Here is a 20,751-nt window from a genome sequence, read left to right on the forward strand (position 1 = left end):
AACTATGAAAAGACTTTCCCCCCTAATTATCGCGCTATCTGGACTGTTTATTTTTGGCTGTCAGAACTCTAGCAAAGATCAAGATGAAAATGTAGTGTCCAAGAGATACATTCATAAATATGGTTATGATGTTTCAAAAGAAGAATGGGAGGGTGCAACCTATCCCGGTCAAGTCGTCACGACACTTAGAAATGGCGTAACTGTTACGTCGTCCTATGAAGATGGCATTCTTAACGGACCAACTACTTATACATTCCCTCACTCAAATACTTTTGAATCCCTTAACGTTTATGAAAGAGGAAATCTGGTAAAGAAAACCTCTTATGACATCCGAAGCATTCCTCAGAAGGAGCAAGTGTTCTTCTCACCCTCCCATACAAAAGTGACACGATGGTTTCAAAAGGGAACCCCTCTAAGTGTGGAAGAGTACCATAATCATGAACTTCTTGAGGGCGAATACTTTAATGAAAGAAATGAGACAGAACACCGCGTTGTCAAGGGCTCTGGAGTATGTATCATACGTGATCAACACGAGAATATTGTTGCAAAAGAGACCATTGAAGCAGGTTTCCCTGTCCTTCGGGAAACATTTCACACCCATGGAATTCCCCATACTGTGATCCCTCTTTCTGGTGGGCTTATTCACGGGGAGAAAAAAGTTTTTGCTCCAACTGGAGAGCCTATTTCTGTTGAACCTTACAAGAAAAACGTACTTGATGGCGTCGCTACATATTACCAGAACGGCTGCCGCTATCTCGAGCTCCAATATAAGGATGGCAGAAAACATGGAATGGAACGTCACTTCGTTGATGGAGAGACCGTTGTAGAAGAAACAGAATGGATGGATGGGCAAAAACATGGTCCTTCAATCGTCTTCTTTGATGGAATGTCTCGCACATGTTACTTTTATAATAACCAAGCGGTTAGTAAAGAGCGGTATCGCGAGCTGAGCGAAATTGAAGAGAACATCGCAATCATGAACGACCGTGCTCTTAAGAGAGACTAGATCAATAGATTCAGGGGTCCAACGTCGTTGGGCCCTTGGACCTCCAATTCACGCCCAATTTATACTCCAAGACTCAAAAGTATCCCGTATTCGACTTGCTCTAGCTGAAGAGTTTAGCTGTTCCATTGATGGAGAAGGTCTCAAGGAAGAAATCTTTGCCTGGATGGACGCTTACTCCAAGCGAAAAAAAGGACCTCCCCTTCCCCTCATCCTCTCCTCCCTTACCCCCTTTACCCGAAAGGGATTAAAGGCTATTGCTTCCATTGAAATAGGAGACGTTGCAAGCTATGGGGAAATAGCTTCCCGCGTGGGGTGCGCAAAGGGTGCCAGGGCTATTGGCAATGTATGCAACAAAAACTCCTATCCACTTGTCATTCCCTGCCACAGGGTCATTCAAGGAGATGGGGCTATTGGGGGGTTTGCTTATGATTTAAGGGTAAAAAAAACTCTTCTCGCTTACGAACTCACTCTTTGTGATTAAGGTGAGTTATAAATCTTGAGAAAAAATCCGTTCCTCTTCGAAATCAAACTCTTCTAAGACAAAGGGATCTAAAACTTTTTCCTTTTTTTCGCAACCACTTGCTCCCATAAGAATCCAAGAAGCGCTCATCAGACGAAAGAGTAGAGAAATCGCACGTTCCATATCTTTTTAGTACCACATTGGCATGGTTCTTTCAACAGAAGAAAGTGGAGGGAAAAAGAATATGGATCAGGATCAGCTGTTGAAGAAAATTGCAAAGCTAGAATCGATGTGTGACCAGCTTCAGGCAGAAATGCGTTATCTAGACCAACTCCTTGTGGAGGTGGGGTTTGAAGAGGGACTTAAAACTTTAAAGGCAGCAGCTATTGAGCTGATTGACAAGAAGCAACATCCGTCGGAGTAAGAGCCTGCTTCTCTTCAAAGGGAAGTTTGCGGAATGGCTTGGGGTCTTCTGTTAGCTCAAAGGGACGACGCCTCGGAGCGTCAATGCACTCTTCTGAGCAGCATCCTTTCATCTTTTCAGCACACTTGAGACAACTCAAAAAGAGATCGTTACAATCCATATTCGCACAGTTGTAATACGTATCAATCTTCGCCTTGCAATGAAGGCATTCACTAATAACCTCATTCTTTTCCTTATCAGAGATAGGAACTACTAAACGATCGTCAAAAACGAATAGATTTCCCTTCCATTGCTTATTTCCCTGCTCAAGGCCATATTTAATGACTCCACCATCCAGCTGATAGACATTTTTAAACCCTTCATCCTTCATAAGGCAAGAGTAAAGTTCGCAGCGGATCCCACCAGTGCAATACATCATCACTTTGGTCTTCTTTAGATCGCGCGTCTTCGCTAAATCCTCAGCAAGCTTGGGGAATTCTCTAAACGTTTTAAGCTCGGGTCTTTCAGTCCCTTCAAAGTGACCCACATCCCACTCGTAATCGTTGCGGACATCGAGGATGACAGTATCTTCATCGCGCTCTTCAACCATTTTAGCCCATCTTTCACTTGAAACATGCTCGCCCCCTTGAGACAAATCAAAATCGCGATCCATTGCAGCAAGCTGCTCGCGATACTTAACTGTCACTTTTGGAAAGGCATGCTCAGAATACTGATGCACTTTGATCTCTGTGCCAGGATAATCATTTAGAAGCCACTCATAAAACTTTGAAGAGTCTGCGTGCGCGATGCTCATCTGAGAATTAACCCCATCTTCATTGATGTAGATTCTTCCCATAGCATCTATCGATTCCAAAAACCGTTTCCACCGCTTTACCTCGCGGTGAGGCTCTTCAATCTGGGTAAGCGCGTAAAATGCAAGTACAAGATAATTCTCTTCCATAACGCACCCATTGTGCCCTATTTAGGAAATTTTTGCAAGAAGGGTGACCCCACTAAGCCCTTGGAGGGATTGATATCAAGCACCTTGCCTTGCCTTCCTTAGGTGGAGGCTCGGGTTTTTTCAGTTTTCCATAGATATAAGGTGCTACTTTAAAAATCACATAGAAAGCAACAGAGACAATGATCAACAGCCCGATCCGACGCATTAAACCTCCCCGCGTTCTTGAAAAACGGTGAAGACGGGCGTTTGCTGCAGGCTTGGGCTCCGTACCCTCTATAGCGTTGAGATAGGTTTCGTATTTGGCAGTAAAACCATCGAAATGAACGATATTTCTAGAAAATTCTTCATCTCTACAGTTTGGGCAAGATCTTCCTGCCTCAACCCAAGCGCGAATACATTCTTCATGGAAAAGATGAAAACAAATCTTCGAACCAATAATATCGTCCCCACCCTCAGTAACTGTATATCTTGGACCATCAGATCTGACCTGAGCAAGAGGCTCGATACAATAAGAACAAGTTTTAATTCTATTTTGATAAACAGCTTCCATGGAAAATCTCTCGTTGGTTTTTCCGAGAAATTGCACAGGAATTCGGGGATGTTTTCAATCAGTTAGAGGAGCGATTATCTAACCAGTATTAAGCTAGGAGAGCTTCTCTTTGATTGACAGTATCTTGAAGCTGAGCTTCGATAAGTGCAATTTCTTTTTCAATTGCTGAGCACTTCACATACTGTATAGAAAGATTAGAATATTCCTCTTCAAACACCCCTAAACTTTCTTCGAAAAGTTCAAGACAGCCTTAAAAGTGATAGATTTTCCGAGTGAAAAATTCAAAATTTGTTTGTATGCGATGCTCAGGATTGAGAACACGCAATCGAGTTTCAATCACTTCCAAGTTTTTTCGAATGGGGGCGCAATTTTGAGTATTTATCTTGCTCACTTCCGCTTCCAAACGCAGGACTTGAGTAGTATAAGATTGGTAGAGTTCCTCTGAGAGAAAGTTCTTACTTAAAACATCTTTTGCGATGAGCTCAGACTCAAAAGCGAGTGCTTTCCACTTTGTTTTGTGACTCATAATTCTACCCCATTTGAAATATTATTTTACTAGTTTTTAACTGACTTATTTTAAGTTGATTAAGAAATCACTCCATTCTAGTGCTTGTAAAAATTAATGCACTTCGGTAGGATGGTTAGTCTTGATTACAAGGAGATATGAATGTCACGCTATACTGGACCTAAGAACCGAATCGCCAGGCGTTTTGGAGTTAACATCTTTGGACGCTTACGCAACCCCCTTCTACACAAACCAAATCCTCCTGGAATGCATGGCGCAAAACGGAGAAAAAAATCTGATTATGGAATCCAGCTTGAAGAGAAACAAAAGTTGAAAGCCGTTTATGGAATGCTTACCGATAAGCAAGTCCTCCGCTATTTCCATGAATCTGTCAAGAAAGAGGGTAACGCTGCTCATCTTCTTCTTCAACGATTGGAATGTCGTCTTGATAATATCGTTTATAAGCTGAAATTTGGTTCTACTATTTTCCAAGCACAACAGCTTGTGGCTCACGGCCACGTCCAAGTTAACGGAAAGAAAGTGGATATCCGCTCATTTGAAGTGAAGCCTGGAATGACAATTTCAATAAGAGAAAAATCCCGAAACATGAAAGGACTTAAAGAAAGCATCGAGAACTCTTCTCGTATAGTTCCTGATTATCTTTCTTTAGATGAAAAAAGCTTTTCAGGACAACTCCTTTCGACTCCTGAAGCGGATCAAATTGTCCTACCTCTTCCCATTAACATTTCCCTCGTGTGCGAATTCTTGGCACACACCCACTAAGTAGTGGAAAGCGAAAAGTTACTCATTGGTGCACACACCTCTACAGCAGGAGGTGTGCACAATGCCCTTCTAAGAGGGAGAGATATTGGTGCCACCACAATTCAATTTTTTACAAGCAACCAAAAGCAATGGAACGGTCGGAAGTTTTCTGAAGAAGATCTAGCTCTCTGGAATGAGACGTTAAGAGGTTCTGAAATCACTGATATCATGAGCCACGACAGCTACCTCATTAATCTAGGATCGAATAAAACTGAACTCCTTGCAAAAAGCCGCAGAGCTTTTCAAGAAGAAATTGAAAGATGCTTAGAACTTGGCCTCACTTACATGAATTTCCATCCTGGAGCCGCAACTGGAGATACCGATGAGAATTGCCTTGATCGGATTGTTGAAAGCCTCCTGGTCCTTGAACCTCTCCTAGAAAACCGATCCCTTCGCCTCCTCATTGAAGCCACAGCTGGTCAAGGAACAACAATGGGGCACCGGTTTGAACACCTCGACTATATTATCAGCCGCGTCAAAGGTAAAATCCCTATTGGTGTCTGTATTGATACCTGCCACATTTTTGCTGGAGGATATGACATCCGTGATGAAGCAGGATGGGAAAATGTCATTGAAGAATTTGACCGTGTGATTGGGTGGGAGCATCTCTATGCCTTCCACGTAAACGACTCTCAGCACGGCCTTGGATCAAGAAAAGATCGCCATGCAAATCTTGGCAAAGGTGAGATTGGAATACAATGTTTTGAAGTCATGATGACCCATCCAAAACTCCAGTCGATCCCAAAATATTTAGAAACCCCTAACGGTGAGTTGATGTGGAAAGATGAAATCGCAATGCTACGCTCCTTCGCTTACGTCTCGAAAGAAAATTAAATCTATTCTAAATGCTGATGAGTCGATCATTGGGCAAACGGTTGTTATTTGTGGATGGATTCGCACCCTCCGCGATCAAAAAACCTTTGCATTTATTGAGCTGACGGATGGATCTTCCTTTTCAAACTTCCAAGTGATTGCTCAGCTAGACATGATTGAAAATCTCTCAACTGGAGCAGCTGTCGCTGTTTCTGGAGAGATTGTGAAAAGCCCTGGAAATAAACAAAAATATGAGATGCAGGCAAAGGAGGTGAAGCTGATCGGAATCTGCCCAAATGACTATCCTCTTCAGAAAAAACGTCATTCTTTTGACTTTCTCCGCACTATTGCTCACCTGCGTCCTAGAACTAACACACAAGGCGCTGTAGCACGCGTTCGAAGCCGTTTGGCATACGCTACCCACCGCTTTTTCCAAGAAAAGGGATATGTTTACCTTCAGTCTCCTATCATCACCGGGAGTGACTGCGAAGGAGCTGGAGAAATGTTCCAAGTGACCACACTCAACCTTGATAATCCTCCTAAAACAAAAGAAGGAAAGATCGACTACTCGAAAGATTTTTTCTCACAACCAGCCTTTCTTACGGTATCTGGGCAACTCAATGGAGAAGCCTATGCAACAGCCCTTTCAGATATCTACACATTTGGGCCAACATTCCGCGCCGAAAACTCTCATACCTCTCGTCATTTGGCTGAGTTTTGGATGATCGAGCCAGAACTTGCTTTTGCAGATCTTCCTATGATCGCAGACCTTGCTGAAGAGTATCTCAAAGCACTTGTGGGTGATATCCTTGAAAACTGCGAAGAAGATTTGCAGTTCTTTAATCAGTTCATCGAAAAGGGGCTTATTGACCGTTTAACACATGTTAAAAATGCTCCTTTTACTCGCCTGACTTACACCAAGGCAGTTGAGATTCTTGAAAAATCAGGACGCTCTTTTGAATACCCTGTAAAATGGGGAAGTGATCTTCAATCAGAACATGAGCGCTATATTGCTGAAGAACATTGCAAAGCACCAGTCATCTTGACCGACTACCCTAAAGAGATTAAAGCTTTCTATATGAGAGAAAATAATGACGGAAAAACTGTAGCTGCTCTTGATGTACTCGTTCCTAAAGTAGGTGAAATTATCGGAGGTTCCCAGAGGGAAGAACGCTACGACCTTTTGAAATCCAAGTTTGAAAAGCATGACCTCGACATCGAAACCTATAAATGGTATCTCGATCTCCGCAAGTACGGATCGGTTCCACACGGCGGTTTTGGCCTAGGCTTCGAACGCCTCGTCCAATTCACGACTGGTGTCGACAACATCCGGGATGCGATTGCCTTTCCACGTATTCCTGGCAGCTGCGACTTCTAGGCATCATCAAGTTCCTAGGAATTTTAGCAAATAGCCCAGCGTTAGAAAAAAAACGGAAGATTCTAGACAATTTTTTTGCAAAAAGTCTTATAAAGACACAAGCCGGAATCTTTGAAGGACTTCAAACCCCATAGGTGCTAAGTAATATAGCTAAAGTGACTTAAATTAGTTATAGGCAGTGCTCCTTGAAAAGTTCGTCTATTCCACATTGATATTTTCTTCGCTTAGACTTTGCCTGTGCCCACTTGTGTTCAATAGGGTTTAGATCAGGAGAATAGGGAGGAAGATATTCCAAGGTATGGCCTGCAGCCTGGATCTTCTCTTGCATAGATTTGCTTTTATGGAATGAAGCATTATCCATAACCAGAATACTTTCAGAGGGAAGTTTCGGTAGCAAGTCCTCCTCTGCCCAAATGGAAAAGGCGTCTGTATTAATATTGCACTCGAATAACGCAAGTGTAAGGAGGCTTGTTCCAAGTAATGCCCCTATTGCATTTGTTCTCCCTTTTGCTCCCCAATCATGAGTGCCAAAACATCGCTGTCCTATTTTGGAGTAACCGTGGGTGCGGGGCATATCATGGGCAAACCCGCTTTCATCAATATATACAATTGGCTTTCCCAAACGTTTATATTCTGCGATTTTTCCTTGAAAGATTTGTCTTTTTGTTTCGCAGGCCTTGGGATGGTTGAGAGTTTTTTTTATAGCTAATTCTTAACCTCTTCATGGCACACCGAATGCCTGAAGTGCTTACTTTGAGACGATGTGCTCGTTCATAGTTGAAGGCATCAGGGTATTTCTTGATATCCTCCATCAAGATCTCTCTATCAATCTTTATTGCAGGTCTGATTTTAGTGCGCCTCGGCTCTAACCTCTTAGACCAGAGAAACACACTATTTACACTTACTCCAAAGCGTTTTGCTACTTGGGCAAAGCTTAATTTTTCTTTGCTTCGAATTGACAGAACTTTTTTTCTAAAATCTAGCGAATATGTCATCCAAAAGATGATAACTAAAATAAAAATTTTTAGCTATATAACATATTTTGGAATATAAATCATAAACCACTAAATTAAAATAAACTATATAATAATTATACTAAATCACAATGTGTTGATTATATTAGACTTGCCTTGCTGGATAGCGAATACGAAGATGGCGAGCAACTGCTAAGTTATTGATCATAGTATGTTTAACAGTTTGAAACTCTTCAAAGGTGAGCTGGCACTCGTCAAATTGCCCATCCTCCTGTTTCTCGCCGATAAGGCGATTAACGAGTTCAGCAATGGTATCCTCATTAACCTCCTCAAGGGAGCGAGAAGCCGCCTCAACGGTATCCGCCATCATAATAATTGCAGACTCCTTAGTACGAGGCTTGGGACCTGGATAGCGGAATTGGGTCTCATCAACAGCCTCGGTGTCCCCTCCCATTTGCTCAACCTGCTTGCAATAGAAGTAGTAGACCAGGGTGTTCCCATGGTGCTCTCGAATAACGTCTATAAAAGATTGAGGAATACCATGCTTACGACCGAGGGCTTCTCCCTCAATAACATGAGCAATGATCACTTGAGCAGACTCTTGGGGAGTCAGAAGTTGATGAATGTTAAATCCACCCATTTGGTTCTCAGTAAAATAATGGGGATTAAATAGCTTTCCAATATCATGATAAAGGGTTGAGACCCGGCAAAACAGACCATTGGCTCCAATAGATTGAGCCGCGGCTTCTGAAATACTTCCAACAACAAGGCAATGTTGATAAGTTCCCGGAGCCTCCACACTCAAGCGACGAAGAAGCTCGTTATTGGGATCCATATATTCCATCAGAGTGATATCGGTCATAACATGAAAAATCGACTCTAGAATCGGGAGAAGTCCCACCACTAAAATCGAAGTGAGGATTGAGAAGGCAAATGTACTAACGAGATCGGAAACAATGTACATATTCCAGAACATGTCCTGGGAAAAATTGTATACAAAAAAGATGGGGATACAACTAAGCCACACCTTTCCACACACAACAAAGACTTCCTTCCGTTTCCTCAGATTCCTTGAAGCTTGAATCGCAATGATCCCTGTAATGAGATTAATGACAATGAAGCGGCTATGGTCAACAGCAAGAGAGAGCCCGAGGATCACTGTTAAAAAACAAGTAGAGAAAAGAGCAATTTCAGCGTTAAGAAGCACACAGATCAATATAGCTGCAAAAGGAACAAATAAAGGGTAGCGAACCACATCTAATAGGCTACTCATATCACGCAAAAGAAAGTAGTCAGTCACCTTTGCCACAATCAGAGTCAAGATAATGATCGTTGCATAAAGGAACAGTTTGTAGATATTTCGAACAAAATTCTGATGACTATGCCGAAAATAATACCCTCCAATAAGGACGATAATCGTGGCAAACATCAGGCTACTGATTAAAGGAAGCGGCTCCCATATTTTCTGGTTTTCAGCAATTGTTTTTTTCATCGCTTGCAGCATTGCCACTTGTCTCTGAGAAACTTGTTCCCCCTGATCAATAATTCGATTTCCTGCTTTGATCTGACTCATCCGTTCAGGAACTGTTGCTTCAACAAGGCGCCTAAGAGAACGTTGAGCTGCTGTATCTTTATCAAAAATCCAATCAATACCTTGAAAATAACTGAGAACATACGTGATCTCAGGTCCTTGATGCTTATGCTTTACGAGTTTGCTTTGGAGCCCTTCCCAAAAAACCTCTGGGAGCTTTGCAGAATTTCCATCAAAGGAGGAAGGGAGGGGGGAATATTCTGGGGTTAATAGATTAAGTGACTTTAAGCGATTGAGAGTTCTGACATCGGTAAATCGAAGATTTTGTAGAGTACTTTTTACCTCATCGGCCCCCTGATAGAGATCCTCAAAAGTCGTTTTAAGAAGAAGGCTCCTCCACCGCTGATCATGAATGAGGAAATTTTCAAACTGATACCGCCTCTTTTCAATGGCTTTTGGATCAATCCGATAGATGGCACCGATATCGCGCGCTGACTCTTGCCGCAAAATGACCGTTCCTTCTTCATCAGGAAACTCAAAATCTACCTGGGCAACAATATAATTTTTTGCATTGGAATCAAGTTCAAGCATATCCACACGCACTTCCTTGAAGTGTATGAATACTGCTAAACAGAGAAGAACAACCATCCCGATGAGGAGGCGTTTTCCTAAGTTACCTTCTTGTAAGTAGCGCTGCCACTTAGGTTTTTCTTTCGATTCCTCAGCCATATGTTCTAACTTCAACCTACCACACTTGCTTTTTAACCACCAGCGCAGCAAAATCATACCAAGAGGTTACAACATGTCATCATATCAAGTCATTGCAAAAAAGTTTCGTCCTCAAAAATTTTCTGAGGTTTTCGAGCAAGAAGCAATTGTACAAACTATAAAAAACGCAATCCGCTTGGAAAAGGTCGGACACGCCTATCTCTTTTGTGGCACTAGAGGTACTGGTAAAACAACCCTAGCCCGCATCTTTGCAAAGGCTATGAATTGTGAAAACCTGACTCCTGAAAGTGATCCCTGTAACATCTGCTCCTCTTGCAATGAAATCACTTCGGGACACTCCCTCGATGTCATTGAAATCGATGGCGCCTCCAACCGCGGAATCGATGATATCCGCAATCTAAATGAAACTGTGGGTTATGCCGCAGCAAATGGCCACTACAAAATTTATATCATCGATGAAGTCCACATGCTCACCAAAGAAGCTTTTAACGCCCTTTTAAAAACCCTTGAAGAGCCCCCTTCTCATGTGATCTTCTTCTTTGCCACCACAGAGCCCCACAAGGTACTCCCCACTATTCTCAGTCGATGTCAACGATTCGATCTCCGCCGCATTACCCCCGAAAAAATCCACTCTAAGCTCTCTTCAATCGTTAAACAGCTTGAGGTTGTTGTTGAGCCCGATGCCCTAAATCTTATTGCCTCACACGCTGAAGGGTCCTTGCGCGATGCAGAATCCCTTTTGGACCAACTCCTTTGCTATGAAGAGCCCCCAATCACCCTTGAACATGCAATTAAAAACCTAGGCATTGTTTCAACAGATCTCTTTTTCAAACTAGACGAAGCAGTTAAACATCGAGACTTTGGCGCCGCCTTCTCCCTTAGTGAAACAATTTATCAAACAGGATGTCATCTTCAGCACTTTTTCGAAAGCCTCACTAACCATTTCCGCACAATCGCTCTTACCCAAATGGGTGACAAGCCTCTCCACGCAGAATATACTGCGTCGGCAAAATCCTATACCAAACACCACACCTTGGAAATCCTCGACTATCTCATCGATGCTTTAGAAAAGGCTCAGCGCACTCCTTTTAAACGCATCCATCTTGAAGTTGCCCTTCTCCATATCATCAGAGGAAGCCAAAAGATTCCCCTAGAATCACTTGTTGAACGCCTCGAAAATCTTAAGAACCAAGTCCCCACCCCAGCATTAAGAGAGACTCCTCCTCAGAAACCAATACCAGAACCAGTCACAAAACCAATCAAAGACGAACCACCACCTAAGCCCACTGAAGAAAAGGCCCCGCCTACAGCCCAAGAAACAGCGCCAGTTGAAGAACTTCCCTTCTTCCCCGAAACACTGCCAGCGGCTACCCCAAAAAAACCATCTCCAGTACTAGCCGTTCCCACAGCCCCAAAGGCTAATATTCAACAAAAAATTAAACATGAACAGGTGATGCGCTTCGCCAGCATCGAGCTCAATGGTTCTCTCAAACCAATATAGTGCTTTAAGATTGAACCGAAGACCTTTCTCTGGTATATTTCTGATAAATTAACAATTATTTGAGGTGTTCCGATGGGCAGCGGTTTTTCAAAAATGAAGAAGCAAGCAAAACAATTCCAAGACCAACTTGCTCAAATGCAGGAAGATATGCAGAAACTCGAAGTCACAGGCACTGCAGGAAACGGCCTTGTTGAAATCACCCTCTCTGGAGAGAAAGAGGTTAAAAAACTTTCTATCAACCCTGAATGCGTCGACCCTGAAGATGTGGAAGGCCTCCAAGACCTTATCATTGTTGCCTTCAATGATGCTGTCAAAAAGATTGAAGAGAACTCTCCAGGAAACGGAATGGAAGGACTCGGAATGGGAAATCTCCCATTCGGATTTTAAAGAATTATTACACCTATCAACAAATATTTTATGGTAACCCGGCGCCTCTTATCGAGGTTTCCGAGTCATTTTAGGTTTGGTCTAGATCATTCTACTTAGTTATGAACAGACTTCATCATCTGTTAGCATTGAACCAAAAGTCTCTTTGAGAACGGTTTCGATCACATCAGCGTTTTCAAGACGGAGAACCTCTTCGGTAACTTTCTCAACTTTCGGAAGTGAGAGCTCCGTTACCATTTTTCTGAGCCTTGGAATGAATCGAGAAGCACACGATAGTTTTCTCACACCCAACCCAAGTAGAAGGGGAGCCATTAAAGGATCGGAGGCCATTTCACCACAAAGACTCACAGGAATGTTCGCCTTGTCAGCCTCTTCAATGATTCTTTTAATCATCCGGAGAATGCTCGGATGAGAGGGTTTATAAAAGGGGTGAACCTCTTGAGTGGCTCGATCCGCAGCAAGTGTATACTGGATGAGGTCATTTGTTCCAATGGAGAGAAAATCACACTCCCGCGCAATATGATCACACATCAATACCGCTGATGGGACTTCGATCATACAACCAATAGGGATTTCATCAGCAATTTCATGCCCCTCTGAGCGAAGCTCAAGAGCAGCTTCCTGAATCAACTCTTTTGCCTGGAGAAGCTCTCCCACATCAGAAATCATAGGAAGAAGAATACGGAGATCCCCATCGGGACTCACACGGAGAAGAGCTCTAAGTTGATGAACAAAAATTTCTCTGTTTCGTAGAAGGAAACGAATGCCTCGACATCCAAGTGCTGGATTAGGTTCAGCATCGTATTGATTCACATTCCCCTTATCCCCTCCAACATCAAATGTGCGAAAGATCACAGGCATACCTCGTGCTTTATTCATCACCTTTTGATAGAGAATAAACTGATCCTCTTCTGCAAAGTTCTGGAGCTCCTTTCCAAAAAAGAGAAACTCTGAGCGAAAAAGCCCGATCCCTTCGGCATTATAGGAGATGAGGAGATCGAGATCTGAAAGATTCTCAATATTCGCCAATAGATCTACCTTGACTCCATCCTTAGTAACGGTTCCATCGGTTCCTTCATCAATTTCCAAACCTTTTTTCTGAAGATTATCTTCGAAATCTTTTTGATACCTTTCTAAAGTTACTTCATTCGGATTCACAATAACAATTCCAGTCTTTCCATCAATGATCACGTCAGCGCCCTTACGAGGATAAAGGGTGTCTATAGAAATATTTGCAACGTAAGGAATTCCCTTAGACTTAGCAATCAGTGCTGCGTGAGAGGTCGCCCCCCCTATTTCCGTAATGAATCCTTTGACCTGTCCTTTCGAGGCCTCAGCTGCGCTTGATGGAATAAGTTCTTTAGTAAAGATCACTGAGTTTTCAGGAATTTCCTCTGTTAGCAATGTTTTACGAGGATGAAGATTCCGAAGAATACGTTGAGATAAATCTTTGACATCAAGCAGACGTTGTTTAAAAAAGCTGTCTTTGACCTTAGAAAACTCTTTTTCATAATCAATCATGACTGAACGGAACACCGTCTCGGTATTCTTCATCCTTTGACGGATTTTCTTTTCCATAAATGTTGTCATGAATGGATCTTCAAGCATTTGAATGTGGGTATCGATAATAGAAACCGCTTCAGTAGAGCCTTCCTTCGCTAAAAACCGTTGCAAATCATGGAGGTCTTCTCGACTCGACAAAACAGCACGCCGATAGCGTCCAATTTCTTTTTCAACTTCAGTGGTTGGAATGGAAAATTCAGGAACAATCTCTTCTAGCAAAGTCTCTAGAAAAAATAGCTCTCCAATCGCAATCCCTCCGCTGATAGGAGCCCCATTAAGAATCATCTCTTCCAAGAGATCGGACATCTACCCATCCTCCCCGAATTTTTTAGTAAATGCAGACAGAAGCTCTTCAAGGGTTAAGCGAGCGTCGCTTCCTTCAACCTCTATTTTCAGTTGTGCATTTTTAGGTGCTGCTAGAATCATGATACTCATAATGCTGCGAGCATTGACCGACTGTCCCTTATAAGTCAATGTAACTTTCGCCTTGCGCTTTTGTAAAATTTTTGCAATCTGAGTTGCCGGGCGCACATGAAGGCCCAGCTTGTTCTTTACTTTTGTAGTCGCCTCAACTTTATCTTCCAACGTGCCTTTTTCTCGCTATTTCTTCTAAAAGTTTCTGATTAAATTCTTTTGCTGAATGGTATCCCATCTCTTTGAGACGATGATTTAAGATTGTCGTCTCTATAAGCAAAACAATATCTCTCCCTGGTTTAACAGGGTTGAGATAAAGAGGAACTTTGATACCCAAAAATTCCGTAAAACGTTCCTCAAGTCCCACTCGGTCATAGTAGTGAGTTTCATCCCAATCTTCTAAATGAATGACCATGTCAACAGGAACTTCACCCCTTACAGATACCGCTCCAAAAAGGTGCGCAACATTGACAATTCCGATTCCTCTTAGTTCCAATAAATGCTTATTAAGGTTTGGACCAGACCCAATGAGACGTCTTTCTTCTTTTCCTTTTAAAAGGACGACATCATCCGATATGAGTCGGTGCCCCCGTTCAATAAGCCCTAATGCCGCTTCGCTCTTCCCCACAGAAGAGTCCCCCCGAATGAGCACTCCAATCCCATAAGCCTCAATAAGAGTTCCATGAACACTCTCAATTGGAGAAAAAGCATCAGACAAGATCACCGTAAGTTTTGACATCAATGCCATTGATTGAAGGGGCGTTCGAAAAAGAGGAATCCCCACCTGCTGGCAATGTTTCACTAAATCGCGAGGAGGTGTCAGCCCTCTTGAGACGATGACAGCTGGGTTTGAAGAGGTGATCACTTGACGCAAGCGATTCTCCCGAACTTTAGGATTTAAGTCTCTAAGATAGGAAAGTTCCATCCTTCCAAAGATTAGAATGCGATTATCCTTCTTTCGCATGCAGTACCCAGCCAAAGAAAGCCCTGGACGCTGAACATGAGCAACCTTTATTGGATGGTCCATCCCCGCTTGAGACTTGGTTGTCTCAAACTCTAGACTATTCCCATATAGGTCATAAAGATCTTGCACTGTGAGCTTCATTGGACGTCAACGTCCTCCATATAAAACATCAGCCATTCAATAAAGGAAGGAAAAGCCAAAGACTCTCGTTCCTTGTCTTTTGTGCAATAATCAGAGATTGTCCCTTCTCCTAAGGAGCAGAGAACATTCCCTACCCCCCCATCGGGATACCAATCCTGATAAAAGCATTGATACACATCTAACCCGAAAGAGCGATAAAAGGGAAGAAGAGACGCGCTTGAGATCGTTTGGTTCCCCATCTTTAAAGGCTGCTCTAAAGATATAAACCTCTCAGCCTCTTCTAAAAGAACCCCTATAGAAAAAATTCCCGTATCTCCCCCCTTAAAAAAACAGTTGTGAATGCGAAAAAACTGGCGAAAATCTTCAGGGAAAGAAAAATCGAGCCTACGTATAGCTCCTTCAATTTCCTTATCTAGGAGAGGAGGCCCACCTAAAAAGAAAGTTTTACTCTCTTTCATGCTGTAGGTTAGAAAGATTCCCCCCTTCGCTGCCACCATTCCAATCTCATCGACCTTCGCAAAAAACCGGTCAACAAATGCGTAAAGTTGTGGGGAATACGGAAGGGCGTTCACCCAATAATCTCTAAGAAACTCCAATCGAACAGTTGGAGAAAGATGACAAAGCTCATGCCACCCCTTAGTCAATCGAGGAAACTTTTTGTGAACCTGTTCCCATGTAAGATCAGGCGACTCACTTAAATAAACCACCTCTTCATTTTCAAAGTACTTAACGATCTGATCTTGCATATGCCCATGCTCTTCTCTAAACAAGACAGTTTAAAAAGGTTTTACACTTTTTTGCAACGATGATGTACATATATAAATAAGGGGGACTCTTATGATCTATACGCGCGTTGTAGTTGTTGGTGGGGGATTTGGTGGACTAAACTGTGTTAAGACGCTCAGTAGAGCGAACTTTGATGTTCTACTCATCGACAAGAAAAATCACCACTTATTCCAACCACTCCTTTATCAAGTCGCAACAGCCGCGCTCTCCCCTGCAGATATTGCAACACCACTAAGAGAAGTTGTAGCAGCTCAAAGCAATACCACTGTACTAATGGGAACCGTTGATAAAATCGATAAAGAAAAAAGAGAGCTCATCCTTGTCAATGGAGACCACATTCCTTATGACTACCTCGTGATAGCGACAGGAGCTCGCCATTCTTACTTTGGAAATGATCAGTGGGAACCCTTAGCTCCTGGGCTTAAAACCGTTACCGATGCCCTCAAAATTCGTGAACAAGTTCTTATTTCCTTTGAAAAGGCAGAACGGATGGATAGCATCCACGAAGCGGAGAAGTATCTCAACTTCGTTGTCATTGGAGGAGGTCCTACAGGAGTAGAAATGGCAGGATCCATTGCAGAAATCGCTCATAAGACAATGTTTAGGAACTTTCGTCGCATCAATCCCGAAAAATCAAAAATTTATCTCGTTGAAGGGGCGCTGCGCGTTCTCCCGCCTTTCCCGGAGAAACTTTCGGAAAGAGCCCGTAAAGATCTAGAAAAGATGGGGGTGCGGGTCCTTACGGAAAAACTTGTCACAAACATCACCAAAGAAGGTGTCCAGGTAGGCGAAGACTTTATCGAGGCCCGCAACATCATTTGGGCTGCTGGGAATGTTGCCTCTCCTGTTCTAAAAACACTCGATGTCCCCTTGGATCGCCAGGGGCGCGCAGTTGTCGAAAACGACCTTTCCGTTCCAGGAAACCCTGAAATTTTTGTGATTGGTGATGCGGCTTGTACCATGGGAAAGGATGGCAAACCCCTCCCTGCAGTCGCACCAACTGCCATTCAGCAAGGACGGTATGTGGGGAAAATTATCCGACGTCAAGTCGCCAAGGAAAAAAGACGCCCCTTTAAGTATTTTGATAAAGGAGGCCTCGCCACCATCGGAAAAAATAGAGCCGTTGGATTTTACAAAGGGATCCACTTAACAGGTCTCTTTGCCTGGCTAGCTTGGGGATTCATTCATATTTTCTACTTAGTAAGTTATCGCAGTCAATTTGCTGTTATGCTAGACTGGGTATTTCATTACATCACAGGACTTCGCGGAGCACGGTTGATTCATAAAACGATCGACGATGAAATGGAGCCACCAAAAAATAAATGAACAATAATATCTATAACTTCTGGAAGGCAGCCTCCCCTTCTCCCGACGGAATGACTCTTGTCAGCAATACCGAAACCTTTGATCAACAAGAGCGAGAGGAAATCATCGGCTTCCTTCCAAGCTTTGAGAACCAAGACGTTCTTGAGCTCGCTTCAGGGATAGGACGATTCACCGGAAAACTTGCTGAAAAAGCAACTCACGTCACCTCCGTGGATTTCGCAGCTCACCTCCTCGAAAAAAACCAAGAAACTCACAAACAGTTTTCTAACATCACCTTCGAGCTTTCGAACGTGATGGATCTTTCTTTCCAAGAAGAAACCTTCGATTTAATTTTCATCAATTGGCTATTCATGTACCTCTCCGACGAAGAAGTTCCTCTCCTTCTGGAGCGGATGCACAAATGGCTCAAAAAAGGGGGAACCCTCCTGTTCAGAGAATCGACACACTTTATTGGAAGATATATTTTTGGAAAATATGAATCGACCTACAGATATATCGATGAATACACCAACCTTGCAAAAAAACAATTCCGCGTTGTGAATCATGATATCGTGATGACCTATTTTCTCCACAAAAAATTGACAAACCAGCACTACTGGCGATGCCAAAAAGACTAGCCCCAGCTTTTGCTACTTCAATTGTTCTGTTAAGCATCATGATCCTTGCCTTTTTTCTAGGTCTATACCCCTCAGGACAAAAAGAAAGTGGGCGCTTTAAAATTCATGAAGTCAAAAAAAACGTCAGCTCAATCCAAACAACCATTGCCTATATCGGAACCTTAGATTCCCTTCCCTGCCGCATTTACCTGCGAAAAGGTGACATCCGCCCCCTAGCGAACAAAGACTATTTTTTTTCAAAAGGGACACTTCGCGAGCGGTCAAAAGGGCACTATATCTTTAAGCCGGAGTCTCCATGGAAACCGATTGAAAAATCGTGGAGCCTTGCAGAGTGGCGCTTTCAAATAAAAGAGAAGGCCAAGAAGAAGATCCATACCCGTTTTAAAAATCCCAAAGTTGCTGCGCTCCTCTCAGGCCTCGCCACAGGAAACCTTGAAAACCCCTATCTTTCCTACCACTTTGGAGCCGTTGGACTCGCTCACCTGCTCGCCATTTCAGGATTCCACTTCGCCCTCCTTACCTTCTTTCTAGCCTCCATTCTTAAACGAATCCTTCCCGAAAAGCTCCTTGCCTTAGCCCTCATTCTCCTTTTAGGAACCTACTTCTTCTATATGGGAGGCGGACCATCAATTAGCCGCGCATGGATCGGCGTATTGCTCTACCTTGTGGGAATCCTATTTGGATACCGTACAACGCCCCTCAACGCTCTCGGTGTAGCCCTTCTCTTTGCTTTGCTTTCTAATCCGTTTGTAATCACAAACGTGGGGTTTCAACTCAGCTTTGGTGCAACCCTCGGCATCATTCTTTTCTACAGCTTATTTGAAGAAAATTTGACTTCCCTCCTGCCAAAGCGCCCTTATTCTGTGCTTACTGAAATGTCCATACTTGATCAGTGCGGCTACATTCTTTGTGCGTACCTTCGCAAAGGACTTGCCCTCCAAGGGAGCGTTTTAACCTTTACCCTTCCCCTGATTCTTTTTCATTTTGAAACATTCCCCCTGATTTCCCTTTTTTACAACCTCTTCGTTCCCTTCCTCTTTGCAGCTTTGCTCGCCCTTTTTCTACTCCATGCAGATATATTCGCAGCGCCCATCGCTTCATTCTTGATCACACTCGTTGAAGGAACGCCCCGAAAGCTCCTCTTCAAAATCAATACCATGCAAACGTTGATTCTTAGCAGCGTTATCTTAGGCTTCGTATATTGGAAATCTTTTCGAACCCGCAAGAAAAAAAGTTGCAAGACCAGCCCCAGTCATTAGAGACTCAACCTTCCAGTTGATTTTTAAGGATTTTGCCCCCATCACGCTTTGAATCCCCTTGGCGAAAAGATAAGAAAGACACAGGGTAGAAATAGAAGAATAAATCCACTTAACATCTTGATCTGTAGAAAATCCCAGAAGATTCTTTTTACAACTCTTTTGATTAACTGCGTAAACAACAGCCATGGAAATTCTGTGAATAAGATAGGGTTTCAAAATGAGGGAAGGATTACGATGCCGTTGAAGAGCATACCTGCAACTAAGGCAAAATTTCCACCCCAGTGCTTCGACGTTTTTCCTATCGTCATAATGCCTTTTTGGATGAATGAAAGGATGTAAGTTAGGAGAAATTTGCTTAGATAGAGTGAGTTAAAAAATGGGGCAGGTAGGACTTGAACCTACGACCAACGGATTATGAGACCCATTCACAAGAAAACTCTGAACACTCAAGAGTAAACCAGAACGACGTTTCTCTCGCAAGAAAATTCAGAAGGTATTCGGACTTGTTCTAAAATGTTCTCTCATTTTCCACTCAGTTGCGGAAAATAGAAACGGTTCCTATTTAGGAAATCGGCTTGATGATTTTTGGAGGAGGTTTGGACTTAGAGAAAATAAAGGGTAAAAATGAACAAGTTAAAATTTCTATTAGTTGCGCTTTTTATATGTGCGTTGCCATACGTGTGGTGACACAGATCCAGGACTTTCAGGACACAATACGGAAGTTACAGATACGTATACGATCGACTACGAGGCTAGCCTCCAGTGTAACAACTCTAATCCAATTGCTGTCATAAAAAGTGTGATGACATTTCATGAGGAACCTGGTGTTAATCCAATGAATAGGTCATCTAAAAAATGATAACTAAAATAAAAATTTTTAGCTATAACACCCTCTCTTGAGGTTTTTTTTGAACACCATAAGATCATGATTTTGATTGTTTCTGCTATTGCCATGATTGCATTATTGATTTTTGCATTTTGTTGTTACAAATGACGATCTCAAGGACAAGCTTTTCAAGGAATGGGTCCTGCCGCAGCTAGAACTCAACCAGATGGAGACAATTATCAAGAACTTCAAGATCGTGGTGCAGGAACTAAGAAGACTAATGAAGATGATTTTGTAGAAGTTCCACTAATTACCGAAGACAGCCCTCTGATATGAAACTGATGATTATTGAACTTTACGAATTGCTTATCGAGAAAGAAGGAAAGTCACAGGCCCATTGTTTACAAGATGCACCTCCATATGAGAACCAAAAGATCCCATTTCCACGGCATCAGCGCCCATCTTGTACCGCAGCTGCACCGCAAAAGACTCGTAATATAAACGAGCCTGAGTAGGAGGCATCGTTTCGGTAAAAGAAGGGCGACGTCCTTTATCGCAATCCCCATATAAAGTAAACTGAGAGACAACCAAGATTCTTCCCTGAGCATCTATGATAGAACGATTCATCTTTCCTTGGTCGTCTTCAAAGATCCTCATATTTACAATCTTATTGACAAGCCAGGGAATTTTCTCCTCACGATCGTCCTTGTGAATACCTAAAAAGAGGAGGAGCCCTCCACTAATCTCACCCACAACTTTTTCTTCAACTGTGACGCGGGCCTCTTTCACCCGTTGGATCAATACGCGCATACGGCTATTATATAAGATCTAGGAA

At 42.8% G+C, this 20,751-nt stretch carries 25 protein-coding genes; 13 read left to right on the forward strand and 12 right to left on the reverse strand.

Features of this window, described 5'->3' with window-relative positions; all coding sequences use genetic code 11:
- Positions 1-4 precede the first annotated feature (4 nt).
- Together R2I63_RS03020 and R2I63_RS03025 are read left to right on the forward strand one after the other, a co-directional pair.
- Positions 5-1,006, forward strand: a complete 1,002-nt coding sequence (locus tag R2I63_RS03020; RefSeq protein ID WP_316358689.1) for a toxin-antitoxin system YwqK family antitoxin — start codon at positions 5-7, stop codon at positions 1,004-1,006.
- Complete coding sequence (locus tag R2I63_RS03025; RefSeq protein ID WP_316358692.1) at positions 987-1,487, forward strand: methylated-DNA--[protein]-cysteine S-methyltransferase; 501 nt, start codon at positions 987-989, stop codon at positions 1,485-1,487. The genes R2I63_RS03020 and R2I63_RS03025 overlap by 20 nt, the downstream gene beginning before the upstream one ends.
- Before the next feature lie 6 nt (positions 1,488-1,493).
- On the opposite strand, the gene R2I63_RS03030 is transcribed toward R2I63_RS03025, so the two are convergent.
- The gene (locus R2I63_RS03030; RefSeq protein ID WP_316358695.1) at positions 1,494-1,649 is read right to left on the reverse strand and encodes a hypothetical protein; all 156 of its coding nucleotides are present in this window, start codon (positions 1,647-1,649) and stop codon (positions 1,494-1,496) included.
- 22 nt (positions 1,650-1,671) lie between these two features.
- Here R2I63_RS03030 and R2I63_RS03035 point away from each other — a divergent pair, with 22 nt between their 5' ends.
- Positions 1,672-1,890, forward strand: coding sequence for a hypothetical protein (locus tag R2I63_RS03035; RefSeq protein ID WP_316358697.1), 219 nt, complete (start codon positions 1,672-1,674; stop codon positions 1,888-1,890).
- Here the strand turns inward: R2I63_RS03035 and trhO are convergent.
- The 3 genes from trhO to R2I63_RS03050 form a co-directional block, all read right to left on the reverse strand.
- Positions 1,850-2,830: an oxygen-dependent tRNA uridine(34) hydroxylase TrhO gene (trhO, locus tag R2I63_RS03040; RefSeq protein WP_316358700.1), complete on the reverse strand. Its 981-nt coding sequence runs from the start codon at positions 2,828-2,830 to the stop codon at positions 1,850-1,852. The genes R2I63_RS03035 and trhO overlap by 41 nt on opposite strands.
- Positions 2,831-2,882: 52 nt before the next feature.
- Positions 2,883-3,380, reverse strand: coding sequence for an RING finger domain-containing protein (locus R2I63_RS03045; RefSeq protein ID WP_316358702.1), 498 nt, complete (start codon positions 3,378-3,380; stop codon positions 2,883-2,885).
- A 250-nt stretch (positions 3,381-3,630) separates the two neighbouring features.
- Entirely contained in the window at positions 3,631-3,906 is a 276-nt protein-coding gene (locus R2I63_RS03050) for a hypothetical protein (RefSeq protein ID WP_316358704.1), read from the reverse strand.
- A gap of 141 nt (positions 3,907-4,047) precedes the next feature.
- Here R2I63_RS03050 and rpsD point away from each other — a divergent pair, with 141 nt between their 5' ends.
- The 3 genes from rpsD to asnS are packed head-to-tail and all read left to right on the forward strand — an operon-like array spanning position 4,048 to position 6,898.
- Positions 4,048-4,668, forward strand: a complete 621-nt coding sequence (rpsD, locus tag R2I63_RS03055; protein WP_316358706.1) for a 30S ribosomal protein S4 — start codon at positions 4,048-4,050, stop codon at positions 4,666-4,668.
- 3 nt (positions 4,669-4,671) lie between these two features.
- Positions 4,672-5,541, forward strand: coding sequence for a deoxyribonuclease IV (locus tag R2I63_RS03060; protein WP_316358709.1), 870 nt, complete (start codon positions 4,672-4,674; stop codon positions 5,539-5,541).
- Entirely contained in the window at positions 5,492-6,898 is a 1,407-nt protein-coding gene (gene asnS, locus R2I63_RS03065) for an asparagine--tRNA ligase (RefSeq protein ID WP_316358711.1), read from the forward strand. The genes R2I63_RS03060 and asnS overlap by 50 nt, the downstream gene beginning before the upstream one ends.
- A 169-nt stretch (positions 6,899-7,067) precedes the next feature.
- Here asnS and R2I63_RS03070 read toward each other — a convergent pair whose 3' ends face one another.
- From R2I63_RS03070 to R2I63_RS03080, 3 genes are all read right to left on the reverse strand, one after another.
- A complete protein-coding gene (locus R2I63_RS03070; protein ID WP_316359723.1) occupies positions 7,068-7,601 on the reverse strand; it encodes an IS630 family transposase in 534 nt (177 codons plus the stop codon).
- Positions 7,525-7,893 carry an IS630 transposase-related protein gene (locus tag R2I63_RS03075; protein WP_316358712.1) on the reverse strand — a complete coding sequence of 123 codons (369 nt, stop codon included), beginning with the start codon at positions 7,891-7,893 and terminating at the stop codon, positions 7,525-7,527. The genes R2I63_RS03070 and R2I63_RS03075 overlap by 77 nt, the downstream gene beginning before the upstream one ends.
- A 124-nt stretch (positions 7,894-8,017) precedes the next feature.
- Positions 8,018-10,132, reverse strand: coding sequence for an HD family phosphohydrolase (locus R2I63_RS03080; RefSeq protein ID WP_316358713.1), 2,115 nt, complete (start codon positions 10,130-10,132; stop codon positions 8,018-8,020).
- Between the two features lie 73 nt (positions 10,133-10,205).
- Between R2I63_RS03080 and dnaX the strand changes: the two genes are divergently transcribed.
- The gene (dnaX, locus tag R2I63_RS03085) at positions 10,206-11,633 is read left to right on the forward strand and encodes a DNA polymerase III subunit gamma/tau (protein ID WP_316358715.1); all 1,428 of its coding nucleotides are present in this window, start codon (positions 10,206-10,208) and stop codon (positions 11,631-11,633) included.
- 72 nt (positions 11,634-11,705) lie between these two features.
- Entirely contained in the window at positions 11,706-12,020 is a 315-nt protein-coding gene (locus tag R2I63_RS03090; RefSeq protein WP_316358717.1) for a YbaB/EbfC family nucleoid-associated protein, read from the forward strand.
- 99 nt (positions 12,021-12,119) lie between these two features.
- On the opposite strand, the gene ptsP is transcribed toward R2I63_RS03090, so the two are convergent.
- From ptsP to R2I63_RS03110, 4 genes are read right to left on the reverse strand one after another with little or no spacing between them, the layout of a single operon-like run.
- A complete protein-coding gene (gene ptsP, locus R2I63_RS03095; RefSeq protein WP_316358719.1) occupies positions 12,120-13,889 on the reverse strand; it encodes a phosphoenolpyruvate--protein phosphotransferase in 1,770 nt (589 codons plus the stop codon).
- Positions 13,890-14,168, reverse strand: a complete 279-nt coding sequence (locus R2I63_RS03100) for an HPr family phosphocarrier protein (RefSeq protein WP_316358721.1) — start codon at positions 14,166-14,168, stop codon at positions 13,890-13,892.
- Positions 14,158-15,102: an HPr(Ser) kinase/phosphatase gene (gene hprK / locus R2I63_RS03105; RefSeq protein ID WP_316358724.1), complete on the reverse strand. Its 945-nt coding sequence runs from the start codon at positions 15,100-15,102 to the stop codon at positions 14,158-14,160. The genes R2I63_RS03100 and hprK overlap by 11 nt, the downstream gene beginning before the upstream one ends.
- Entirely contained in the window at positions 15,099-15,872 is a 774-nt protein-coding gene (locus R2I63_RS03110) for an SMI1/KNR4 family protein (RefSeq protein ID WP_316358727.1), read from the reverse strand. Before R2I63_RS03110 ends, hprK begins: the two co-directional genes overlap by 4 nt.
- 67 nt (positions 15,873-15,939) lie before the next feature.
- Between R2I63_RS03110 and R2I63_RS03115 the strand changes: the two genes are divergently transcribed.
- From R2I63_RS03115 to R2I63_RS03135, 5 genes are all read left to right on the forward strand, one after another.
- The gene (locus tag R2I63_RS03115; RefSeq protein ID WP_316358730.1) at positions 15,940-17,214 is read left to right on the forward strand and encodes an NAD(P)/FAD-dependent oxidoreductase; all 1,275 of its coding nucleotides are present in this window, start codon (positions 15,940-15,942) and stop codon (positions 17,212-17,214) included.
- Positions 17,211-17,831, forward strand: coding sequence for a methyltransferase domain-containing protein (locus tag R2I63_RS03120; RefSeq protein ID WP_316358731.1), 621 nt, complete (start codon positions 17,211-17,213; stop codon positions 17,829-17,831). The genes R2I63_RS03115 and R2I63_RS03120 overlap by 4 nt, the downstream gene beginning before the upstream one ends.
- The gene (locus R2I63_RS03125; protein ID WP_316358733.1) at positions 17,816-19,090 is read left to right on the forward strand and encodes a ComEC/Rec2 family competence protein; all 1,275 of its coding nucleotides are present in this window, start codon (positions 17,816-17,818) and stop codon (positions 19,088-19,090) included. Before R2I63_RS03120 ends, R2I63_RS03125 begins: the two co-directional genes overlap by 16 nt.
- A gap of 649 nt (positions 19,091-19,739) precedes the next feature.
- Entirely contained in the window at positions 19,740-19,949 is a 210-nt protein-coding gene (locus tag R2I63_RS03130) for a hypothetical protein (RefSeq protein ID WP_316358736.1), read from the forward strand.
- Between the two features lie 162 nt (positions 19,950-20,111).
- Complete coding sequence (locus tag R2I63_RS03135) at positions 20,112-20,252, forward strand: hypothetical protein (RefSeq protein ID WP_316358738.1); 141 nt, start codon at positions 20,112-20,114, stop codon at positions 20,250-20,252.
- Positions 20,253-20,282: 30 nt separating this feature from the next.
- Here the strand turns inward: R2I63_RS03135 and dtd are convergent, their stop codons facing one another.
- Complete coding sequence (gene dtd, locus R2I63_RS03140; protein ID WP_316358740.1) at positions 20,283-20,726, reverse strand: D-aminoacyl-tRNA deacylase; 444 nt, start codon at positions 20,724-20,726, stop codon at positions 20,283-20,285.
- Between the last annotated feature and the right edge of the window lie 25 nt (positions 20,727-20,751).

This window comes from Candidatus Neptunochlamydia sp. REUL1 (assembly GCF_963457595.1).
Taxonomy (GTDB): Bacteria; Chlamydiota; Chlamydiia; order Chlamydiales; family Simkaniaceae; genus Neptunichlamydia.